Origin of the sequence: Paenibacillus sp. S150 (genome assembly GCF_019352175.1) — a bacterium.
Classification (GTDB): Bacteria; Bacillota; Bacilli; order Paenibacillales; family Paenibacillaceae; genus Paenibacillus_AQ.
Map to the genome: position 1 here is coordinate 1 of NZ_JACBYI010000008.1, position 22,736 is coordinate 22,736.

Annotated in this window: 19 protein-coding genes and 1 pseudogene; 1 reads left to right on the top strand and 19 read right to left on the bottom strand. The window is 55.5% G+C overall.

The genetic code is table 11. The features are described 5' to 3' along the window. The 19 genes and pseudogenes from HYD27_RS10130 to HYD27_RS10225 form a co-directional block, all read right to left on the bottom strand. A pseudogene (locus HYD27_RS10130) lies at positions 1 to 1,435 on the bottom strand (hypothetical protein); the annotation flags it as partial. Between the two features lie 159 nt (positions 1,436 to 1,594). Then, positions 1,595 to 2,320, bottom strand: a complete 726-nt coding sequence (locus HYD27_RS10140; RefSeq protein ID WP_219214452.1) for a hypothetical protein — start codon at positions 2,318 to 2,320, stop codon at positions 1,595 to 1,597. Between the two features lie 356 nt (positions 2,321 to 2,676). Further along, positions 2,677 to 3,432 carry an RNA polymerase sporulation sigma factor SigF gene (sigF, locus tag HYD27_RS10145; RefSeq protein ID WP_074113799.1) on the bottom strand — a complete coding sequence of 252 codons (756 nt, stop codon included), beginning with the start codon at positions 3,430 to 3,432 and terminating at the stop codon, positions 2,677 to 2,679. 11 nt (positions 3,433 to 3,443) lie between these two features. Beyond that, positions 3,444 to 3,899, bottom strand: coding sequence for an anti-sigma F factor (gene spoIIAB, locus HYD27_RS10150; RefSeq protein WP_219214455.1), 456 nt, complete (start codon positions 3,897 to 3,899; stop codon positions 3,444 to 3,446). Next, a complete protein-coding gene (spoIIAA, locus tag HYD27_RS10155) occupies positions 3,896 to 4,249 on the bottom strand; it encodes an anti-sigma F factor antagonist (RefSeq protein ID WP_219214458.1) in 354 nt (117 codons plus the stop codon). The genes spoIIAB and spoIIAA overlap by 4 nt, the downstream gene beginning before the upstream one ends. Positions 4,250 to 4,423: 174 nt before the next feature. Continuing rightward, positions 4,424 to 5,617 carry a D-alanyl-D-alanine carboxypeptidase family protein gene (locus HYD27_RS10160; RefSeq protein ID WP_220101583.1) on the bottom strand — a complete coding sequence of 398 codons (1,194 nt, stop codon included), beginning with the start codon at positions 5,615 to 5,617 and terminating at the stop codon, positions 4,424 to 4,426. Positions 5,618 to 5,855: 238 nt separating this feature from the next. Next, positions 5,856 to 6,896, bottom strand: coding sequence for an acyltransferase family protein (locus HYD27_RS10165; protein WP_219214462.1), 1,041 nt, complete (start codon positions 6,894 to 6,896; stop codon positions 5,856 to 5,858). A 622-nt stretch (positions 6,897 to 7,518) separates the two neighbouring features. Beyond that, positions 7,519 to 8,097 carry a hypothetical protein gene (locus HYD27_RS10170; RefSeq protein WP_219214465.1) on the bottom strand — a complete coding sequence of 193 codons (579 nt, stop codon included), beginning with the start codon at positions 8,095 to 8,097 and terminating at the stop codon, positions 7,519 to 7,521. A gap of 442 nt (positions 8,098 to 8,539) precedes the next feature. Next, positions 8,540 to 9,502 (bottom strand): ABC transporter ATP-binding protein, encoded by a 963-nt coding sequence (locus HYD27_RS10175; RefSeq protein WP_219214468.1) that lies wholly within the window; start codon positions 9,500 to 9,502, stop codon positions 8,540 to 8,542. Continuing rightward, positions 9,499 to 10,479, bottom strand: coding sequence for an ABC transporter ATP-binding protein (locus HYD27_RS10180; protein WP_219214483.1), 981 nt, complete (start codon positions 10,477 to 10,479; stop codon positions 9,499 to 9,501). The genes HYD27_RS10175 and HYD27_RS10180 overlap by 4 nt, the downstream gene beginning before the upstream one ends. Positions 10,480 to 10,602: 123 nt before the next feature. Next, a complete protein-coding gene (locus HYD27_RS10185; RefSeq protein WP_219214484.1) occupies positions 10,603 to 11,886 on the bottom strand; it encodes a M20 family metallopeptidase in 1,284 nt (427 codons plus the stop codon). Positions 11,887 to 11,971: 85 nt separating this feature from the next. Further along, entirely contained in the window at positions 11,972 to 13,573 is a 1,602-nt protein-coding gene (locus HYD27_RS10190; protein ID WP_219214486.1) for an ABC transporter substrate-binding protein, read from the bottom strand. A gap of 197 nt (positions 13,574 to 13,770) precedes the next feature. Then, positions 13,771 to 14,670, bottom strand: a complete 900-nt coding sequence (locus tag HYD27_RS10195; protein WP_219214488.1) for an ABC transporter permease — start codon at positions 14,668 to 14,670, stop codon at positions 13,771 to 13,773. A 30-nt stretch (positions 14,671 to 14,700) separates the two neighbouring features. After that, complete coding sequence (locus HYD27_RS10200) at positions 14,701 to 15,711, bottom strand: ABC transporter permease (RefSeq protein WP_219214490.1); 1,011 nt, start codon at positions 15,709 to 15,711, stop codon at positions 14,701 to 14,703. A gap of 308 nt (positions 15,712 to 16,019) precedes the next feature. Continuing rightward, the gene (locus HYD27_RS10205) at positions 16,020 to 17,546 is read right to left on the bottom strand and encodes a PucR family transcriptional regulator (RefSeq protein ID WP_219214493.1); all 1,527 of its coding nucleotides are present in this window, start codon (positions 17,544 to 17,546) and stop codon (positions 16,020 to 16,022) included. 252 nt (positions 17,547 to 17,798) lie between these two features. Then, complete coding sequence (locus HYD27_RS10210) at positions 17,799 to 18,458, bottom strand: aspartate/glutamate racemase family protein (protein WP_219214495.1); 660 nt, start codon at positions 18,456 to 18,458, stop codon at positions 17,799 to 17,801. Positions 18,459 to 18,513: 55 nt separating this feature from the next. Then, complete coding sequence (locus HYD27_RS10215) at positions 18,514 to 19,458, bottom strand: aminopeptidase (RefSeq protein WP_219214498.1); 945 nt, start codon at positions 19,456 to 19,458, stop codon at positions 18,514 to 18,516. 16 nt (positions 19,459 to 19,474) lie between these two features. Further along, positions 19,475 to 20,143, bottom strand: a complete 669-nt coding sequence (locus tag HYD27_RS10220; RefSeq protein WP_219214500.1) for an AroM family protein — start codon at positions 20,141 to 20,143, stop codon at positions 19,475 to 19,477. A 59-nt stretch (positions 20,144 to 20,202) separates the two neighbouring features. After that, on the bottom strand, positions 20,203 to 21,153 hold the full coding sequence (locus HYD27_RS10225; protein ID WP_219214502.1) for a DUF1177 domain-containing protein: 951 nt from the start codon (positions 21,151 to 21,153) through the stop codon (positions 20,203 to 20,205). 488 nt (positions 21,154 to 21,641) lie between these two features. Between HYD27_RS10225 and HYD27_RS10230 the strand changes: the two genes are divergently transcribed. Continuing rightward, on the top strand, positions 21,642 to 22,679 hold the full coding sequence (locus tag HYD27_RS10230; RefSeq protein ID WP_219214505.1) for a serine hydrolase domain-containing protein: 1,038 nt from the start codon (positions 21,642 to 21,644) through the stop codon (positions 22,677 to 22,679). Positions 22,680 to 22,736: the final 57 nt, after the last annotated feature.

A 22,736-nucleotide genomic window follows, 5' to 3' on the forward strand; every position in this document is an offset into this window, starting at 1 on the left:
TTCGGCCTACGCTGTCGGTAATCGATGAAAGGATCAGATACGTGTCCCCTGTATAAATTTTACGCGGGGTGTAATGGAAGGTAATCGTATTCCCGTACCGGTCGCTCATTCCAAGCAAGGAGTAGTTTGAATCCGCACCGCCGAAATACTCTCTGCGCTGATCGCTGTATTCGATGTAGCGCTCCGAAGTATAGTTCCCGCTTCTGAAGTTCCCCCCGTACAACATGCGTTTATCTTTGCCTTTGTAGCCCGCCAGATGAGTGTACTCTTCCAGCGGCTTGGTGGAATCATATTGCAGGGAGTAACGGGCTCCTTCTCCATCGTGGTAGTAAAAGCCCTTCTGATACTCCAAGGACGGAAATCTGAAGGTCCAGCCGTTCCCCAGCTCAAACCGGTTATTGTAATAGTTATAATATTCTCGGCCGTTGGGTCCCGGTGTGGTCGGGCTGGACAGATTGGAGTTGTACATGACCCCGATGTTCAGATCCAGTCCGTCCCTGCCCGGCAGGCTGATCTGGTTCGATTTCCAGGTGAGTGCACCTGAAGCCGGGTCGATCAGTTCACTGTCTCCATTCCGGTCCGAATATTGCACTTTGGCGGTCTGATTAATCACCCGCATCGTATCATCATCTTCAATGACACTGTTGACTACCGCATCCAGCGCATAGGCAGCGGTAACAGCCAAGCTTTCGCCCGCCTCCACAGGCAGTTCTTCATACACGCTGCCCGTAACCAGGGAGCGGGCAGAGGAGCTGCGGGTTTTTGAAATATCTCCATTCGCTGAATCTTCTCCGTAGACCTCATCGGTCACGTTGGCTTGTGCAGGGCTCAACTGCGCCCGCAGTTCATCCCAGGTGTACGCTCCCTGCTGCTTCAGTTCTAGCAATGCCAAGGGCTCACGGCTGACTTCCCGGCTGAGAAAGGCAAGCTCGTACACGTCCGCATAGGAGGCCCCTTTCATCAGGAGGGCTCTCACTTGCTCTTCCGTCAGGATAGGATCGCCTTGCAGCGATTGATCCATTGTCGTCAGCAAATATTTGGCTTTGACCTGCTTCATCGTCTCGGTCCAAGGGTCCAAAGCCGCTTCCCCTGCATAGGCGGCTTCTGTGGCTGTAAGCAGGGGGCTCTCCCAGGATTGGACGCGGTCCCCGTCTCTTAGGGCGGAAGGGGACTCTCCGGGTCCCGGCGTTGCATACGGATCCGGCGCCGGTGTGGGTGTCGGTGTCGGCTGTCCCTGGCCTTTCTGTACGTCGCCCAGATTCCCGGGAGCGGGCGAGGGTTGTACAAGTTCGGTTTGATTCGCACCAGACTTTGCAGCAGCAGCCGCTTGTTCCGTATCCGGTGCGGCCAGTACATTCACTGCATACTCCGGTGTAAGCAGGCATAATGCCAGGAAGATGAGGACGAGTTTAGTTATAATAGGTTTACGCTTCAAGCAGATCTCTCCTTAGGGGTGGGTAGGTATTCTTGTCTTCTGATCAAACGTGTCTATTCGTTTAAAATATGTGCTAGGGCTGAACTATTTTTTTCAGCAAACTTCCATTTTTGTCATAGCTAAATGCAGTAACCTTGCCGTCAGGGGAAATCATTTTCGTTAGTCTGCCCGCGCGTTATATTCATAAGAATAAGTCGTGGAATTATTCACATACGTAATGACAGGGTCCCATGCTGTAGTATCTGCGTAGGTCGTTACATTTTTGTTGACGATGAAATAGATACTGTCCCCACTGCTTACGGATGTTGTCACGTTCAGCTCATATCCAGTACTGTCGTTGTATTGAATACTTTGCCAGCCAGATGCAGGCCATAATTGCTCTTGATTTTTCATTACTTTAACCAACACACCATCTCCGTAGGAGATATCCCCCTTTTTAACAACACCTGTAATATGGATGATTCCAGCTTTAGGCGATAACCATTTTCTCACCGAATCTTGTGCGTCTGGATGCTGTCCGTTGCTCATTACCAACGTGTATGCAGGAGTGCCTTTCCAGCGTCCGTAAGTCGAGTCCCATGTCATATTGCTATATGAGCTGCCGTTCCATTGCTGATAGTACCACTGATTGAGTCCCTGCTGAGAACTAAAGCCCGTTGAAGCTACGTATGTATCGGTTGAGCTTTGAGCAGTGGAGTAAAGTGAACTTGGAAGCTTTTCGATTTTATTCAAGGGCGGCGTTTCTACTGCTGGGACATAGGTTGCCTGACTAACGGACGTTGTTGAATATGCAAATGTGTCGGGAATATCCATGCTTGACAGAAAAATTGGAATTGTAATTAAAAACGTTATGAAAATCAGTGAACTCTTAGATGATTTTTTCATAATTTTCTCCCTTAATTTAATGTTTTTCAATTTTGGATAGCTATGTATCATAGTATATTTTAGAGTTCCAATATTTTCTATAGGTAGAATAAAGAGTATTAATATCTACTTTTGTCGATTCATGTAATCCAGCTTAAAATAAGCTAAAAGATAGCACATCAAAAAACCGCCCCTCCCGAGGCGGCCTTCTGCTCCAAACCTTCATTTCACCCGTCACATTCACTGCCCACACTTAAAATCCCGGCTCCTGCAATTTGCTTGTTGTTTGAACTTGCTCTTCCCGGCTCATAACTCCTTGCCTCTTGCACCTAAGCTTCCTGCCTGTCCCCTGCCTGCCTCTATCCTGACAGCCTGCCCTACTGTGCAATCTGCTCGCGGATGTTCGCGAGGATCTTCTTCTCCAGCCTCGATACCTGGACCTGCGAAATGCCGAGGCGGCTGGCGACTTCGGATTGGGTCTGGTCGCGGTAGTAGCGCAGGTAGACGATCAGGCGCTCGCGCTCGGTTAAGGCCCCGATGGCCTCGTTCAGCGCGAGCTTGTCAAACCAGCGCTCCTGCGTCTCGTCGGCGATCTGGTCGATCAGTGTGATCGGATCGCCGTCGTTCTCGAAGACGGTCTCGTGGATCGAGGTCGGCGGCTTGTTGGCCTCCTGGGCGAACACGATTTCTTCAGGGGTTACCCCCAGCGCCTCCGCAACTTCACCGATGGTCGGCAGGCGGTCCAGCGTTTTGGACATTTCGTCCTTCATTTTGCGGACCTTGTTGGCCATCTCCTTCAGCGAGCGGCTAACCTTGAGGGTCCCGTCGTCGCGCAGGAACCGCTGGATTTCGCCGATAATCATCGGTACGGCATAGGTGGAGAATTTGACCTCATAGCTGAGGTCGAATTTGTCAACGGACTTCAGCAGTCCGATACAGCCAATCTGGAATAAATCGTCAGGCTCATAACCGCGGTTCATAAACCGCTGCACCACCGACCAGACGAGGCGAATATTGCAGTTGACCAGCGTATCGCGGGCCAGGTTATCTCCGGCTTGACTGAGTGCAATCAGACGTTTGACCTCCGCATCGTCCAAATAGGTCGGCGGAGCTTTTTTTGACTCTGCATCCATGGCTCCAACCCCTAATTGTATAAAGCTTTTTTCGAGACGATGGTTTTCTTCATTGAAATGGAGGTACCGCGCCCCGGTTCACTTGTCACTTCGAATTCATCCATGAAATTTTCCATAATCGTAAACCCCATACCCGAACGCTCCAGCTCCGGCTTGGAGGTGTAGAGCGGCTGCTGGGCCAGCTCCAAATCATCAATGCCCCGGCCCTGGTCCTCAATGGTGAGATGGACCGTTTCAAATTCAATGGAGGCAGAAATGCTGACAATTCCCTCAGGGTTGCTGTCATATCCGTGGATGATGCAGTTGGTGACCGCCTCGGACACAACCGTCTTCAGATCATTCAGCTCCTCCATCGTAGGATCGAGCCGGGAGACAAAAGCCGCCACCACCACGCGTGCGAACGATTCGTTCTCCGACAATGCGGCGAACTGGACGCTCATGAAGTTACCCGCTTCACTCTTTGTCATAACGCAACCTCCAAATCCGAGAGTGCAGCGCTCTCGTCGTCATATAGGGGCATGATTTTGAACAAGCCCGACATTTCCAGCAGCCTTTTTACAGGTGCGGTGGCATCACAGACGACCATTTTACCGCCTTTGCTGCGGATTAGCTTGTACCGGCCGAGAATAACGCCTAAGCCTGAGCTGTCCATGAACTGGAGTTCCTTCAGGCTGAGAATCAGATGCTCGACCTGTCCCCGCATAATCGCATCATCCATATCCATACGTACATACTCGGCTGCGTGATGGTCCAGCTCTCCAGACAGCCGGACAATCAGCACACCCCGGTGATGCTCCATCTCCACATGAGAATTCATGCTTGCCACTCTCCTCTTCGTTGCTTTCAGAACCCGTCCTGTACAACAGTTCTTTCCCCTACAAGGACAAGGTTTTCTACGCCGGAATTCTATAATCCTGCCTCGCGACAAAACTAGAAGAAAACTCCTACGAATCTACAGAAAGCCTGAGGCCAATCTACAAAAAACAAGAAATTAATCAATCCGGAACATAGAGCCTGTGGTCCGTTTGAACAGCTTCCACCAGCCCGCCTTCGGCACATCCGCGTCTGCCTTCAGCTCATATTCCTTAAGGACATTGGTACCCTGATAGACGACCAGCTTGCCCACCGTCTGTCCTGCGGCCACAGGGGCTTTTATGCTTTCCGGCACGACAAGCTCATGGCGGATGCCTTCCTGGGTGACACCTTTTTTCAAAAGCACGCTGTAGGTTTCCTTGGCGGTCAGAGGGAGCTGGGTCTTCACGCCTTTTTCAATCTTCACGGTGCCGATGGCTTCTCCCTCTTGGTGTATCGTGTGGACCTTATACCCGTTAAAGAGATAGTCGAACATTGCCGACACCTCGCTGTTGCGCGTTTTGGTATTCGGTTCACCCAGCACAACCGCAACGGCACGCAGTCCGTCTCTGGCCGCAGTCGCGGAGAGGCAGAACTTGGCTTCGGACGTATAGCCCGTCTTCAGACCGTCAGCCCCTGTATAAAAGCGCACCAGCTTGTTCGTATTCACCAGCCAGAACGGCTTGGTCGAATCCTTGCGCAGGTAATCCTGATAGGAGCCGGTGTACTTGATAATCCGTTCATGCTTCAGCAGCTCCTGGCTGATGACGGCAATGTCGTGGGCGGAGGAATAGTGATTCTCGGCCGGCAGACCGTTGCAGTTGGCAAAATGCGTGTCCTTCAGGCCAAGCTCTTCGGCCTTCTTGTTCATCTGATCAACAAAAGCGCTCTCCGACCCGGCCAATTTCTCGGCCATCGCCACAGAAGCGTCATTGCCCGAGGCCATCGCGATGCCCTTGAGCATTTCATCCACCGTCATTTCTTCTCCAGGCTCCAGAAAAATCTGCGACCCGCCCATGGAGGCGGCATATTCACTCGTCCGCACCTTGTCGGTCAATTGCAGTCTGCCTTCGTCCAGCGCTTCGACGGTCAGCAGCATCGTCATAATTTTCGTGATGCTTGCCGGAGGCAGCTTTTCGTGGCTGTTCTTCTCATAGATCACGGTTCCGGTGTTCGCATCCATCAGAATGGCGGAGCGTGCTCCGGGTGCCAGATCCACAGCGGCGGCGTTCTTGCCGGTGTCCTTGGCTTTGGCTTTTTCCTCTGCATGTGCGCCTGAGGCCGCTCCCAGAACCGAAGCAGCAACACACAGCACAAGCAGTACATAACGCATTTTTCTCACATGGTTCCCCTCCTGAACATTAACCTTTATTTCACAGGTACTGTGTTCCAGTCTGGTCAGAAAGGGTGAAAATTATTCCATATGTGCGTAAAAAAAACGCAGCCAAGCCGTTGATTCCGCTGCCGCGGAATCAACGGGAACCTGGCTTGCGCGGGCCGCATAATTGCGGTGGTGAGGGTAGGGGTTGAATTGAAGCGCTCTATATTGCCTCACGCTTCATTTCCTCAGTTTAGTCTCCGGCCGAGACTCCGTTCCGTACTGCGGCGCGTTCACTGTAGCTGACGGCAGGGCGGCTGCCCCCATTATGACCAAGATACAGTCTGGAGAGCAGCGGGAACCGGCTGATCCACAGGGCTGCGAGAAGCGGGACGCCGACGCCGATTACCGTGAAGGGCACCAGGCCGTAGTCTGTGCCGAGCAGATATTTCAGCGCATAATTCACCGGCAGGTGGAGGTACATGATGGCAATCGTATTGCGGCCCAAATTGCCCAGCCATTGCAGCGGAAGCACCTTCGACAGCCAGTACACTCCCGCGCAAATGGTCAGGGAGATCAGCAGCGGAATAATGAGGTCGAGCAGCAAGGCATTGTATTCCTTGTATTTCATGTTCAGGCTGTAATGAATAAGTCCGGTACGCTCCAGTGCAAACACCCCTGCACACAGCGGCAGCAACAACGGCAGGGCAATCCGGCGGCTGATCAGCGCGGGAATCGCTTTTTTGCCATAGTAGCCGACGGCATAATAAGTCACCGCCAATAATGAAACGTCGATGTTCCAGGGAAGGTTATAGTTATGGAGCGAAGTGAGGGAGATCAGGTGGGATAGAGAATAAGCGGCGGCAATCAGGAGGAGCTGCGTTCTCATGGAGTAGCGCACAATGAAACCGAACAGCAGTTGTGTAAAAAGCAGACAAGTTATGAACCAGAACACACCATACGGACCGGTCAGCGACAGCCCCCCATAGAGCAGTCTGGCGATATTTTCGGCAAATCCTTTGATATTGAAGGTGAACAGCAGCAGCACGGAGGCAATCAGGATTCCGTAGGCCGCATAAGGTGTCATCAGCCCTTTCGTCCGTTTGGCTGCCCAGCCGAGATACCGGTCCGGATCCACCGGCTTGAAGACCAGCCCGCTAAGCATAAAGAACAGCGGCATTCGGAACCAGGACAGATAATGGTTGGCCGCCGCATCGCCGGAGTGTCCCATGACCACAAAAATAATACTGAAACCCTTCGCCGCGTCAATCCACAGCTCACGCCGTTTATTCACAATGAGTTCCATCTCCTCCCAGTTCAGTTTTATATTTAATGTAATTATAGGGGAGTTTACATTTCATTTCAATTTTAAAGTTACTAAATTGTCATAAATGAATCAGAAGTCGCAGATCAAAAGCGGACCGGCCCCCATGCAAAAACCGCCAATTGCAGGGTTCGCTGGAATGGTAGAAATAGCACTGTAATGGCGGTTTTTTATAGGAATGTTGACCTAATACAACATCCCGTAAGTTCTTCCCCCACTTTTAGAGCCCCTAAAAGCATGGTGAAAAAGTGACCGGAGAGCCGATAGGGAGCCAAACAGCGGTAGCAGTCGCCTTTGTAGCCGGATTTCCCCCTATAGGGGGTTACAAAATTCAAAAAATCCGGCTACAACAGCGAGTAGAAACCCCTACCCGGCCATAAGCCACGACAAAATCACCACACTTCTAAAGGAAAAAAAGGTAAATAAAAGTGTTTTGGTCCATTCACTCTTGTCTTGCTCCACAAAGGCCATTGGGAAACGTCTCCCTTTCAAGAGACGTTGGAAGAACTTGTGCCTCTGCTGTGTAAGCCGTTTGGCTTTATTATAGCCCCTTGGTAACATGGGGGAGGAACTTTTGCGATTGCTGTAGCTACTAGCAGCCTGCTCCGAAGCAATCCTGCCGGGCGAGCTTCAACAACGGCATTTCTGCCGTTATTTCGGGCAATCTGGCCCGGGCGAGCCTCAACAACGGCATTTCTGCCGTTATTTCCGGGCAATCCTCCCGGGCGAGCTCCAACAACGGCATTTCTGCCGTTATTTCGGGCAATCTGGCCCGGGCGAGCCTCAATAACGGCATTTTTACCGTTATTTCCGGCAATCTACCCGGGCGAGCTTCAACAACGGCATTTTTGCCGTTATTTCCGGGCAATCCTCCCGGGCGAGCCTCAACAACGGCATTTTTGCCGTTATTTCCGGGCAATCCTCCCGGGCGAGCCTCAACAACGGCATTTCTGCCGTTATTTCCGGGCAATCCTCCCGGGCGAGCCTCAACAACGGCATTTCTGCCGTTATATCCGGGCAATCCAACACTTTGGGCGAAATTGAAGGTACTTTTACCCTTGATTTCACCTTTTGCCCCGCCAGCCAAGGAATTAAAAGCACTTTTACCTTTGATTCCCGGCCCGGAGCCCACTTTGGGCGAAATCAGAGGTACTTTTACCCTTGATTTCACCTTTTACCCCGCCAGCCAAGGAATTAAAAGCACTTTTACCTTTGATTCCCGGCCCGGACCCCACTTTGGGCGAAATCAGAGGTACTTTTACCCTTGATTTCACCTTTTGCCCCGCCAGCCGCGGAATCAAAAGCACTTCTACCTTTGATTCCCGGCCCGGACCCCACTCTGGGCAAGATCAGAGGTACTTTTACCCTTGATTTCACCTTTTGCCCCGCCAGCCGCGGAATTAAAAGCACTTCTACCTTTGATTCCCGGCCCGGACCCCACTCTGGGCAAGATCAGAGGTACTTTTACCCTTGATTCCCGGCCCGGAGCCGGATTTGGCCATATCAAAGGTACTCTTGGCGATACCAAAGGCAGTGTGCCGCAGACCGGCTTCCCTCTCTAAAGCCGTAAGGGCCACCCGCTTCCGGGTGGCCCTTACTCTTTCAACTTACTGCTAGTACAAATGGCACGAGACCTGGTGCCCCGAATCCTGCTCGCGCAGCACAGGCTCGTCCTTGCGGCATTTGTCCATGGCAAAGGGACAGCGCGGATGGAAGGCGCAGCCGGCCGGGGGAGTCTCCGGGTTTGGCACATCGCCGGTCAGCACGATCCGTGATTTTTTGAGCCCCGGGGCAGGCACCGGCACTGCGGACATCAACGCCTGCGTGTATGGATGCAGCGGCTGCGCGAACAGCTCCCTGGTTGGCGCCAGCTCGACGATGCGTCCCAGATACATCACCGCGACCCGGTCGCTGATGAACTTCACGACAGACAGGTCATGGGAGATGAACATGTAGGTCAGGCCGTATTGCTCCTGCAGATCCTGCATCAGATTAAGCACCTGTGCCTGGATGGACACATCCAGTGCGGAGACCGGTTCATCGCAGACGATGAACTTGGGGTTCAGGGCCAGCGCACGGGCAATCCCGATCCGCTGCCGCTGGCCGCCGGAGAACTCATGCGGGAAGCGGTGCGCCTGGTAGGGCGACAGGCCCACGACCTCCATCAGCTGCTCGACGCGGCTTTTCAGCTCGCTGTTCTTCGCCGCTTCATGCGTCCGCAGCGGCTCCTCCAGAATCCGCTGCACCGTCCAGCGCGGGTCCAGCGAGGCATACGGGTCCTGGAATACCATCTGCATATGGGTGCGGAAACGCCGCAGCTGCTCGGTGTCCAGACTGCGGACATCCGTGCCGCCGAACAGGATTTCGCCTTCTGTCGGCTCTATCAGCCGCAGAATCGCCCGGCCGGTGGTGGACTTGCCGCAGCCGGATTCGCCTACCACGGCCAGGGTTTCCCCTTGCTCCACGGATAATGTAATGCCGTCCACCGCTTTTACAGCGCCGACCTGCTTGGCGAAAAAGCCCTTGCGGACCGGATAATGCTTCTTCAGATTGCGGACTTCCAGAATTGCGCTCATGATACCTCCTCCCCCTGCTGCAGCAGACAACGGCAGCTGTGTCCGGGCCGGGCTTCCAGCAGCTCCGGGCGTTCCGTCCAGCAGCGGTCAAACACCATCGGACAGCGGGGAGCGAACCGGCAGCCGGCCGGCAGATCGGCCGGATTCGGCACTTGGCCCGGAATCGAGGACAGACGGCCGCTGTCCCCGGCAAGCTGGGGCAGCGAGGCCAGCAGCCCTCGGGTGTAAGGATGCAGCGGCGAGCCGAACAGCGCCGCCACCTCCGCCTCCTCGACAATCTGGCCCGCATACATAATCACAACCCGGTCGCACATTTCCGCGACTACACCAAGATCATGCGTAATCATCAGGATGGACATGCCCTCGGTCTGCTGCAGCTCGCGCATCAGATCCAGAATTTGCGCCTGGATCGTCACGTCCAGCGCCGTCGTCGGCTCATCGGCAATCAGCAGCTGCGGACTGCAGACCATCGCCATGGCAATCATGACACGCTGGCGCATCCCGCCGGATAACTGGTGGGCATACTGCTGGGCAATTTTTTCCGGACGGGGAATCCCGACCTTGCGCAGCATTTCGACCGCACGCTCCTCCGCTTCCTTCTTGCCCAGCTTCAGATGAAACCGGGCCGATTCGGAAATCTGGCGGCCGATTTTGAATACCGGATTCAGCGAGGTCATCGGCTCCTGAAAAATCATCGCAATCCGGTTACCCCGGATATTGCGCACTTCCTTCACCGGCATCTCCAGCATGTTCTTGCCTTCAAAACGGATCTGCCCGGCGGCAATCCGGCTGATCCGCTTCGGCAGCAGCTGCATAATCGACAGCGAGGTGATGCTTTTGCCGCAGCCGGATTCGCCGACAATGCCCAGCGTCTCCCCTTTGCGCACGGACAGGCTGATGCCGTCAACCGCACGGATGGTACCCGCAGCCGTTGTGAATTCGGTGCAGAGCCCGGATACTTCAAGCAGTTCTGTCATCTTTATCCCTCCCGGCGGTAAATATTATGTTCGTGTCTCGGCCTGAACTTGAAAAGGATATACAGACTCTAATCGTAACATCAATTCCGCTCAGATTTTCAGCGTAAAATTTGTCAGCGCCCTTTACTTTCCGCTTTCTTCCACACCAAGGTACTTCAGCGCTGTCAGCGCATAGACCTTGGCAGACTGGATGATCTGCCAGACCGGTGCTTTTTCATTGAAATTGTGGATGGTGGACAGCTCGGCCGGGCCGTATTGCAGCACGGGAATCTGGTGGGTGCGGAAATGGCGCGCATCGCTGGAGGCCCATTGCAGTACCCCGTAGGCTTCCTCTCCGCTCACCTCACAGATGCTCTCCACCAGATCGCTGACGATGGGTTCTTCCGTAGAAGTCCAGTTGGCGTTGCCCTGGAAGCCGAAGCCTTTGACCTCGGATTCGATGCCTGCTTCAAGCAGCAGCGAACGCGCGCGGTCCAGCACATCGCGGTAATCGACGCCAAAAGGCACCCGCGAATCCACCTGCACCGTACAGCGGTCCGCCACAACGTTCACCTTGGTTCCGCCCTGAATCGTTCCGATGTTGACGGTCACGTGGTCAAACACCTGGTAGGCAATAGAGCCGTCCTGCTCCCGCTCCTTCACATAATCCTGCGAAATGCGGATGATCTCCTTCACTTCCTCCGGAATGTCGGGCTTGATATCCCACAGCCGCTGCAGGGCTTCAATCCCCTTGGCCGCTTTGACAATCGCACTGTCCCCCACCACCGGGGAGAGGCTGCCGTGTCCCGGCGTGCCTTCCACCGTGAATTCGAACCAGCAGCTGCCCTTCTGGCCGATCGTCGGATTCAGCGGACCGGATGGCTCGGCAATAACCGCAGCCGTTCCTGTGACCAGCCCGCGTTCCAGCACCCACGGCACGCCAAGATGGCCGCCGGTCTCTTCATCCGGCACAACCAGCAGAGCCAAATCTCCGCTCAGCGGCACGCCAAGCTTGGACAGCAACCCCATGGCGAAGATGAGTCCGGCCAGTCCGGCCTTCATATCGGAGGCGCCTCTTCCCAGCATATAGCCGTCCACAATGTCGCCGCTGAACGGATCGAAATCCCAGCGCGACAGGTCACCGGCGGGAACCACATCCGTGTGTCCGCAGAAGATCAATTTTTTACCGGAAGGCGCTGCGGCCCCGGTTTTCAAGGTGGAGACGAGGTTCAGCATCGTTTCAGTCGCCGGATGCACCTCGGTATCTATTCCTGCCTGCTTCAGATAATCAATAATGAACGCACTGATTTCACGCGAATCCCCCGGAGGGTTCTCGGAAGGGAAACGGATCAGCTGCGAGCACAGCTCCAGCAATTGGTCCTGTTGTTCCTCGATCTCCTGGAGTACCTTGCTTTTCCAATCTGTCATGAAGTCCGCTCTCCTTTGGGTCCTCTGTAATTTGGAAAAAGAGGGACGACAGCCGCAAGGCCCGTCCGCTCTTTTTCAGAGTTCTCTATTCCTGAATCGACAGCGGGTAGAAGCGGATCACTTCATCCGGGTAGAACGCATAGCCGCTGATCTTGTTGCTCATGCCGACAATGCGGTTGTACTCGTACAGATAAGCCCATGGCGCTTCCGTGGTGATAATTTCCTGTGCCTGCCTGTACAGCTCTGCGCGCCGGGCGGCGTCAGGCTCGGTGTTGGCCTGTTCCCACAGCTTGTCTACCTCGGCGTTCTGGTAGTTGTTGTAGTTGGAGGAGCCTTTGCCGTACATCAGGAAGCCAAGATGATAACCCGGATCGTTGACAAAAGATGTCCATTTGGAGATATACGCCGTCAGGTTCTTCGTTTTCTGCTGCTCCAGGAACTGGGCGCGGGCCAGCTTGTTGATGTTCATCGTTACTCCGATTTTGGCCAGCTCGGCCTGGATCAGCACAGCATCGTCTTCCCAGTCATCGAACCCGGAGCCGAGCGTGAAGTCGAAGCTGAAGCCATTTTCATAGCCCGCTTCCTTAAGCAATTCCTTCGCCTTGTCGAGATTGTGCTCGTAGACATAGCCTGCATCCGTGAAGCCCGGCGTATTGCTGGCCACCGAACTCTTCATTTGCTTGGCTTGTCCATACATTACACCGGTCAGCAGCTCATCGTAAGGAATTGCGTAGCTGATGGCCTGGCGGACCTTTTCGTTGTCAAAAGGCTTCACGCTGTTGTTCATTGCAAAATAGAGAATCCGGTTGCTCGCATTGGAGGCTACTGTCAGTTCCGTGTTGCTCTTCAGGGAATCAACATCCTTCGGCGGAATCTCAATCGCCATGTCAACGTCGCCCTTATCCAGCAGCAGCACGCGGTTGGAGGCTTCCTTGGTGAACTTCAGCGTCACCTTGCCGAGCTTCGGCGCACCTTGCCAGTACTCCTCGTTCGGAGTGAATACCGCTTCGGTAGCCGGGTCCCATTTCTGCAGAATGAACGGGCCGGAGCCGGCGGTGTTTGTCTTCAGGTAATCTGCGCCCTGCGCTTCCGCCGTCTTCTGGTCAACGATGGAGAAGGTGTACATGGCCAGAATTTGCAGGAAATTATGATTGGCATTAGTCAGGGTAATTTCAACGGTGGAATCATCTGCGGCGGTTACGGATTGGATCGCTGCCATTCCGTAGAGAAAGCTCCCGGAGCTGGACTTGGCCACACGGTCAAAGGAATACACAACCGACGCCGCATCCACCGGATTGCCGCTCTGGAATTTCACGCCGGCTTTCAGCTTGAAGGTGTAGACTGTATTGTCGCTCGACACTTCCCAGCTCTCGGCAAGCATGGGCTGAATGTCTTCGGTGTTGGCGATACTGGCGCCATTTTCTGTCTTGATGCCATAGGTGACGAGCTGGTCATATGCGGCCAGAACCAGGGTATCCGAGGTGAGATCATTGGCTTCCGCCGGGTCAAGCGTAGTGCCGCCTTCGGAATAAGCGACCGTCAGGAAAGGCTTCGCTGCCGTTGTCTCTCCTGTTGCTGCGGTGCCCTCAGCCGCCGAAGTGGCAGCAGGCGTCTGCGGATTGGCGCTGCTTGCGCAGCCGGCGAGCACGATTGAAAGAGCTACGAGTGTGGACAGCAGTTTCTTCATGAATAATTCCTCCCTTTTTCTCTATCCGAGTATGCGTTCAACACTAGAAATGTGCTGCAGATCCCCCGTGACCAGCCTAACACCGGTGTCTATCCACGGGATATGTTCTGGGCGTACTGGATACAAGTACAATGCTGCTGATTTATCTTTACCGGGAAAGGGCGGGAAGCGGCGGACACTGCCGGCCGCTCTCCTGCTTACTTGCCCGAACGCAACCGCGGATCAAGCACATCCCGGAAACCGTCGCCGAGCAGATTAAAACCGAGAATGGAGGTGGCAATTCCGAGTCCCGGGAAGGTTACCAGCCACCACTGGCCGGAGATAATATACTCTCTGCCTTCCGAGATCATCGCCCCCCACTCGGCAATCGGAGGCTTGACTCCAAGGCCGAGAAAGCTGAGGCTGGAGGCTGTCAGAATGGCGAAGCCCATGCCCAGTGTCGCCTGGACCATCAACGGAGCGAGGGCATTCGGGAGAATATGCCGGTACAGAATAACCGAGTTCTTCACCCCGATGGCCCGGCTGGCTTCCACATACTCCTTCTCGCGGAGTGAGACGGTCTGGCCGAACATCAGCCGGGCGAACTCCGGAATGCCGACGATGCCGACCGCGATCATCGCACTGGTCAGGCCCGCCCCGATGGAAGCGGCGATTGCCATGGAGAGCACGAGTGACGGGAAGGACAGCAGAACATCCATCAGGCGCATGATGATCGTTCCGGTCCGCCCGCCGTAGTAGGCGGCGATCCCGCCAAGCGGAACACCGATCAGAAACGAGATGGCTACGGCAATCAGGCCGGTCCAGATGCTGATCCGCGCTCCGTAGAGCACCCGGCTGAATATATCCCGCCCGAAGTTGTCCGTCCCGAACCAATGGCTGCCGGAAGGGGCCTGCAATTTGTTCGCCATGTCCGTAATGTAGGGATCATGCGGCGCAATCCATGGCGCGATCAGGGCCGTCACGGTCCAGATGAGAATAAAGACCAGGCCGACCGCGGCAAGCCGGTTATGCAGAAGCAGAGAGAACAGTGTTTTGGGTTTGTGGGCAGCTGCGGGTGATGAAGGCTTGCCCTGCGCTGAATGTGCTGCCGTGCTCAATGGAAATCTCCTCCTTTCGGAAATGCCGGCTTATTCATAGCGGATTCGCGGATCAATGAGGCCATAGATCAGATCGACTGCCAGATTAATGCCGCAGTAGAGAATGGCGCTGACCAGCGTGAAGGCCTGGATCGGCGCGTAATCCGCAGCCAGAATGGAATCGGTGACGTAGCCGCCGATTCCCGGCCAGGAGAAGATTGTCTCCGTGATCACCGCACCGCCCATCAGGTAGCCGAACTGCAGACCGAGCACCGTAAGCGTTGGAATCAGCGCATTGACCAGCGCATGCTTGCCGATGACCGCCGATTCCTTCAGTCCCTTGGCCCGTGCGGTCCGGACGAAATCCTGGTCGACCACCTCCAGCATGCTGGAGCGGGTCATCCGGGCCACGATGGCCATCGTGCCTGTGCTGAGGCAAATTGCCGGAAGCAGCAGGTGGGCAATACTGCTTTTGAGTGCGAGGATATCGCCTGATAAAATACTGTCCAGTACATACAATCCGGTAATTTGCACCGGCGGATTCAGGTCCCCGCTGATGCGCCCCATCGGAGCAGGCGACCAGCCAAGGATGGAATAAAAGATATAAATGAACATCAGACCCAGCCAGAAGATTGGCACACATGCACCTATGAGTGAGAAGACGCGCGAGATATGGTCCAGAATCGACTCCTTGCGGGTGGCGGCAACAATGCCGACGGGAATGGCCACCACAACCGCGATCAGAATGCTTGCAAGCGTCAGCTCCAGGGTCGCCGGGAACCGGGTGGCAAGATCGCTTGCGACCGAATGCCCCGTATGATAGGCATAGCCGATGTTCCCCTGGAACAGCTGCCCGAAATAACTGAAGAATTGGATGTACAGCGGCTTGTCCAGCCCCATGTCCTGGCGGATTTTGTTGACCGTCTCCTCCGGAGCCTGTTCCCCGGCCAGCATGATTGCGGGATCACCCGGCAATACCCTGGAGAGAATGAACGTGATCACGATGATGCCCAGCAAGGCCGGAATCATCTGTGCCAGTCTTTTTAATGTGTAAGCAAACAATGACTCAACCCCCTTACGGCTCTTTTGCCTTCATGCTTTGAGCTTTTTTCTGCTGCAGCGCAGGCTCCATGTCAGGTACCATGCGGTTTCTTTTCTCTCTTAGGTAGTTGTGCTAATTCTACATAGAATTTGCCCCCCTCACTACGTCCCGTTCAGCTAAAAAAAAGCACAACCGTTTGTCGATTGTGCACTACAGACCCGTTTTAATGTCACATTTTCTAACACAATATCCTAAGCAGAGACGGAATTTCCGTTCTTTTTACAGAAAGGTACCGTTCAGCAAGAATTCTCCAAAATTCCAATTCCGCCTATTTTTCCTGCAGATAGTAGTAGATCAGACACAAATGGCAAACAAACTGCTCGCGCGGATCATTCAGATCGAAGCCGGTAATATCGCGGATGCGCTCCAGCCGGTATTTGACGGAATTGCGGTGGATGTACAGGCTGTTCGCCGTCTCGATCAGGCTTCCCCGGAATTCCAGATAATGGTAAAATGTCAGCAGCATATTGCTGTCATGCTCCTGGTCATACTGCCGCAGCTTGCCCAGCTTGCGCTCGAACAAGGCGGCAATCCCCTCACCGCTCAGCCCCTCCAGCAGATGGTATACCTCGATTTCTTCATAGCGGGTCACACCGCCCGCTCCCTGGCCAAGGCGTCTTGCGATGGACAGCGCTTTGCGCGCTTCATTATAGCTGGCCTGAATATCCCAGAGATATTCGGAGGTCCCGACTCCCGTGCGGTAGCCGCCCAGGCCTTCCTCTTTGTCCCGCAGCCAGCCTTCCAGCGTCGCCGCCCATGATTCCCCGGCGTCGCCGGCAACGGCGAATTTGCGGCCCTCCGGCGTCGGCAGGAACAGCACTGCACGGTTCGAGCGGAATTCGGCATGGGGCATCACGCCGCGTTTGAGCGCCTCCTGCTCCAGCAGCCGGTTCACCGTTTCCTCATCCGGCGCGGTTTCGCCTTCGATCACGGCGACCTCCCATTTGTGCCCGGGATTCATCCCCAGCTGGCGCGCCCGCCGCTCCACTTCATGTCTTGACGGCAGGGGCGGCGTCAGCAGCTCATCGATAAAATTGCCGCGCAGCCGGAACTCCGTATCCTCGGCTACTTTTTTCCGCATCAGCTCCAGGGCAAACACCAGACGGGCCTGCTCAATCCCCACTTCCTCCATATCATCCAGCTGCTCCTTGTGGACCAGCAGCCTGGCTACCGTCCGCCGGTCCACATGGATATTCCAGCTCAGCGGCTGCTCCGCCCGCGACCAGTCAAACTGCGACGGCGAGGATACAATGATATTCCGCTCCGTGTCGACCAGGGCGACCGGCGCCTTCAAGAACTCAGCCACATTGTCGCTCACCGCCTGAATCCCGCTGTTCTCCAGCACCATCGTGGTCAGCGTACGGTATACTTCCTCCGCCCGGCGCAGCAGCATGGCCTGGCGGCCAAGCAGCAGCTCCATTACCGGCTGGGTGATATCCGTGTAGGGGATTTCCGGCGGAATCTCCACGATGGGCAGACCGCAGGCATTGCTCGCCTCAATCGCCCCTTGCGGAATTTCTTTGAGGAACCGGGCCGGCTTGATCGCCAGCGCAGCCGCGCCTAACTGGTCCAGGGTGTAGACCAGCTCGGTCAGCAGCGAAGGGTCGTGGCGGATGGAGTAGGCTGTGGTCAACAGCATCACGCCTTCGCTGATCCAGCCCTTCAGATCAGGCACCTCCATAATATCCACAAAACGCACCACCCGGTCCAGCCCCTGCACTCCGCTTATGACGCTTGCCTTGGACAGAATCGGAAGCTGCATCAGTTCTCTTAAGGTAATGCCCTGAGTATTCAACGATTATTTCCCCCTTCTGCTGTCTTCAGTATTTCATGATTTTTCCTGAAATATGCCAAACCTCAGCTCCCGATAGTTTAGCAGAATTTGTCGAATAACCAAAAGGATAAGTTTTTCATCTGGAAGCAGACACTTCCGCTCTGCTCATCCTCTTCCCCGCCTGGCTTCCGCTTTTCAGTTCCTGTACAGTGAGCAAAAAAAGCGGATACATCCCTTCAAAAAGGGGTATCCGCTTCTGCAAATCACAGTAGACTATTGCCGCCGGTGGTGAAGCTCCGGCACCGCAGCGGCGGATGCCGCTGCTGCGCCGAGCGCCAGGATCGGGTCCAGCGCGCGGACACCGAGCTTCTCCTCCAGCTCCGCCGCCAGTCCGATAGTGGCGAAGCCGGTACAGGCCAGGACAATGGCTGCCGCTCCGCGCGCCTTCAGCCGTGCAGCGGCAGCCAAGGCGCCGGCACGCCCCGCAGGCGTATTCAAGTCAAGGGTCGTTGTTACTCCGTCCGGGCGGTCCATGCCCGCATAAGCCTCTCCGAGTATGCTCCGGATCAGGGGCGGCACCTCCGTAAGGATAGTCAGCACGCCCACCCTGGAGGAATACGCCATCGCCATATGCGCGGCGCAGGAGCCCGCACCGAGAACGGGCACCTTCACTGCCGCTCTGGCTTCCCCCAGGGCAGGATCTGCCGCGCAGCTGATCCCGATGGCGGTGCAGCCGCTGCGTTCCAGTTCGCGGGCGAGCGCAATGATCTTGGGGACCGATTGCGCTTCCGTCTCCGCATCGTAGACCCCTTGAGGCTGATCCTGAATGCAGCGGCTCATGACGGGCAGCCCGAAGCGGCGCTCAATCAGCTCGCCGTGCAGCTGGACGGCCGCCTCTTCCTCCAATGTGATGACGCGGATAATTCCCAGCATCCCTATTCCTCCTGTTCAGCAGCCTTGCCCGGGCCGCGTATTCCAATCTGTATGCCTACAGCAGTTCTCCGGCACGCATAATCAGCTTGTCATCCAGATACACATCCGGCTTCATTACGACAGCATCTATATGCACACCTGCGGCCACCATTCCGCCGAAGGTATTATTGCTGCCAAACGCCACATGAATCGTCCCGTAGACCTTCTCATCCTCCAGCACCACACCGGTAATTCTCGCCTTGTTGTTCGTGCCGATTCCGAATTCGCCGAGCAGCCTTCCATCGCCTGCACCCAGCATCTCCAGCAGCCTGTCCCCGGCTTCGCCTTCGGCGGCAGTCAAGCGGCCTTGCTCGACCGTAAGCACCACCGGACTGCCCAGCGCGCCGATTCCGGCAATGGAGCCATCGACCTTAATGCTTCCGGCAGCCGTTCCTTCCACAGGCGCGATATAGGCTTCACCGGAAGGGAGATTGCCGGATTCCCCGGGCTTCAGATACAGGCCCGTGCTGAGGATGCCCTCCCGTCCCTGGATCGAGAACGACAGGCTTAATCCTTCCTTCTCGATACGGACGGTGCGGCTGCCGGACAAGAGCGCGGCAACCTGCTCCGTCAAGGTCTTCACCTGTCCATAGTCTGCCGTTATCGCGCCTTGACTGAACATATCATCGGTCATCCCGGGCATTGTGGCTACGCGCGTACCCGCTGCCGCCGCCTGCTTCCGGGCCGCCGTGTGCGTCATGGAATGGGTTGTAATACATACAGCCGCGTCCGACTTGGCCATTGCTTCGGCAATGGCGGCCGGCGGTTCTTCGCCGGACCGGGCCCGTTCCTTCATAATCATCAGCACCGTCTCGGCGCCAAGCCGTTTGCCTGCCTCATAGACCGATTCCGCAAGCTCGCGCTTATCGTCATCCGCTACTACAACAAGCTGCTCATGGCTGACGAGTCCCAGACAGTCCTTCAGGACATTCATACTGATTTCGATCCGTTGTTCACTCATGCTAGCTTCCTCCTGATTACACCATTTCAGCGATCAGCTTCCCCATCAGCGCATTGGACAGCACGACAGAGACCCCGGCTGAGGCTGCCCATTGTCTATGCTGCTCCACATAGCCCATACAGTCAAGTACAATCACATCGGCAGCATCCTTCAGCTTCTCCGCAGCGGCGCGGAATTCCGCTTCCTTCCCGGTGTAGGGAGAGACGGCGGCAAAAGGCAGGGTGATGCCCGGGACGGCAAACTTGTCGTTCAGGTTCCGCTCCTGCTCAGGCAAGGGTCCGATCAGCCCCAGGCGGCGCTTGCCGGTTAAGGCCTGCACCACCGGAGGAATGATCCGGTCCGGTTCAATCAAATGGGCCCGGGCCGTGCGCAGCCCAGGGAATTCGCCGGTGCAGAGCAGGAGAATCGTGGTGATCCCCGCCGCCTCCATGGCATCAATCTTCCCCTGTAGCACCGGCTTTATCCGCTCTCTGGAGACCACGGCAGCCGAACCGTCGGCCATCCGGGAGGCCAGAACATACTCTCCCGCCCCCGGCGCGTAATTTTCCCGGACCTGGGCCGGGGTGAAGCCGTCCAGCACTCCCGACTGGACCAGCTCCGCGCGTCCCTCCAGATATTTTTCGAGAATAGGCGCCACGTCCGTTCTTGGGGCTTGTCCAATGGTAATCATCCCAATCTGCTTCAACCTTGCCCTCTCCTCCCTCCCCGGTTCCGTCCCATGGCTAAGAATCGCCGCGCACCACATCAGGCTGAAGGAACCGCCGGTTTGCCGGAGGTCTGCAATACCTTCATTGAGCCGTACAGCTCCGTAATGCGCGTGAATTCGGCTGTATTATAGAACGAGCACAGACCCTGGCTGAATTCCTTGGCCGTCTCGATGGCAAAGCGGACGGCCGAGGCGATATCAACCTCATGGCTGGCGCCCGTTCCGCAGCCGGGAACCATCGACTGGGCAGTAATCGCCAGGCCGACAACCGGGGCATCCGTTGCCACTGCCGGCTGGAGAATCGAGTTAATATGGTAGAGATCATTGCCATATGGAGTAATATCCTGGGTCGTAACCGGGAAAGTAACCGGCAGCTGCCCGGTCGTCATTTCCAGAAGACGCAGCAGGTCCTCGCTCACCCGCAGAATGTAGCCTTCCTTGACGGTAGGCGAGATGGCAATCCCCTTGTGATTGATTACGCGGTTGCCTTTGGTGGTATCAATGGACAGAACCGCTTCCATCTCCGGCAGCACCTCGTGCTCGTTCATCTGCAGAATATCGACCGGAGAGTCCATGAAATCCACCGGCTCATGCGGCAGGGTCGGCGCATCCGGGCATATATGGGTGGTGACCAGCACATCGCCCTTCAGAATATCTCCCTTAGACTGCATATCTGCCAGCTTCAGAGCTGAAGCCACGGCAGCTACTGCTCCGTCCGCGTCAGAGACAATGCCGATCCGTCCGGGACGCGCCCCGATACCGCCCAGTCTGCCCACAATGCCGAACGTTGGCGCACTGCCGCCCGCCGCTTTGCCATCACTGCCGGGGATTGCGATTTTCACGAATTCTGTGCTCCCTTTATCCCCTTCAACCTTCCTCACTTCTACCTTAACCGCCGGATATGACGCGAATAGCTGCCTGATCTGTTCACCGTTCACATAAGCGCTGTCCATAGTATTCAATACTGTCATCGTCTGATGAAGTGCCATTCAAATTCCTCCCCGGATGTGCTTCTCTCAATCTGTTAGAGTTATACTATCTTAAATTCCAAATGCTCCACAATGTGCCGCCCTGCCAAAACTGCTGTGCTTTTCTTGTCCTTTGCAGATAAACCTTACGTCCGGCGTATGCTCTTCCCTGGACAATCTTATATGGAGGCTGCCGGGCCAAACGGTTCGGAAACAGCTCGGAAGGAGGCCAATGGCAGACCAATAGGCTGGCCGCAAACAGTTCAATTAAACGGTCAATAAACAGGGCACAAACAAGGTATAATGGGTAACAGGGCTGGGAATTGAGACTGGAACTGACATTTCAGGTTAGATGTTCAGTGTTGACCGCCGAGATCCAATCTGCTGCAGAAAGTACAATCATGCCAGGAATTATTTTGCGGCTGCAGAGAAAGAGACTTAGCGCTGTAAAGCCCGGTTTCGGATTGAAGTTCAACTTCTCCGGCCCCAAAGAAACAGGAGGACATCACATGCCGAACAAACAGCTGTTTGCAACAATGGACTCGGAGGCCAAGGCAGCCGCATTCTCGGGAACCTTTCTGGTAAAAAGCACTTCCCTTATTGCGGCCTCCGGCGCATACGGATATGCCGACAAAGCCGGAGAAAGACTGAACCGTCCGGACACGCGATTCGGAATCGCCTCCGGCTGCAAGCTGTTCACAGCAATTGCCGTCTGCCAGCTGGCGGAGCAGGGCAAGCTTGCGCTGGACAGCAAAGTCATGGATATTTTGGAGCGGACGGCCTTCCCTCATTTCAGTCCTGACTTTACCGTGCATCAGCTGCTGACCCACAGCTCGGGGATTCCGGATTATTTTGATGAAGATACGATGGAGGATATCGCCGAGCTGTGGACAACCATGCCCATGTATCTGCTCAGACGGCTTGAGGATTTCCTGCCGATGTTCCGTGAGCTGCCGATGACATTCGCACCGGGCACCAGATTCCATTACAACAATGCCGGATACATTCTGCTCGGACTGCTCGTGGAGAAGCTGAGCGGGATAACCTTTACGGATTATGTGGAGGAAAGTATCTTCGGAGCATGCGGAATGAAGGATTCGGGATACTTTGCACTGGATGCGCTCCCCGGCAATACGGCTCAGGGCTACATTGTAAAAGAGGATGGCGCCTGGACCGCCAATATCTACTCCATCCCGGTAAAAGGAGGCGCTGACGGCGGCGCGTTCGTGACCGCTCCCGATATGCTGCTGCTCTGGGAGGGTCTGCTCCGGCATAAGCTGCTGGGTCCGGAAATGACTGCCCTGCTGCTTACGCCGCATGTGCATAAGGATGAGGAGGAATATTACGGCTATGGGGTATGGATTACGAAGCGCGGCGGCGAGGTCTATAAATACCATGTAATGGGCTACGATCCCGGCGTATCCTTCCACTCCGCCTACTATCCCGCCAGCGGAACCGCTGCCGCTGTGCTCTGCAACCAGAGCCGGGGCGCTTACCGGATGAGCCGGATCATAGAGGAGTGCTTGGACCCTCAGGCGGATGCTTGAAGCGGGAAGCTCCAGCTTGACCCCTGACCCGGGGCAAACAAGGTATAATTGCCCGCT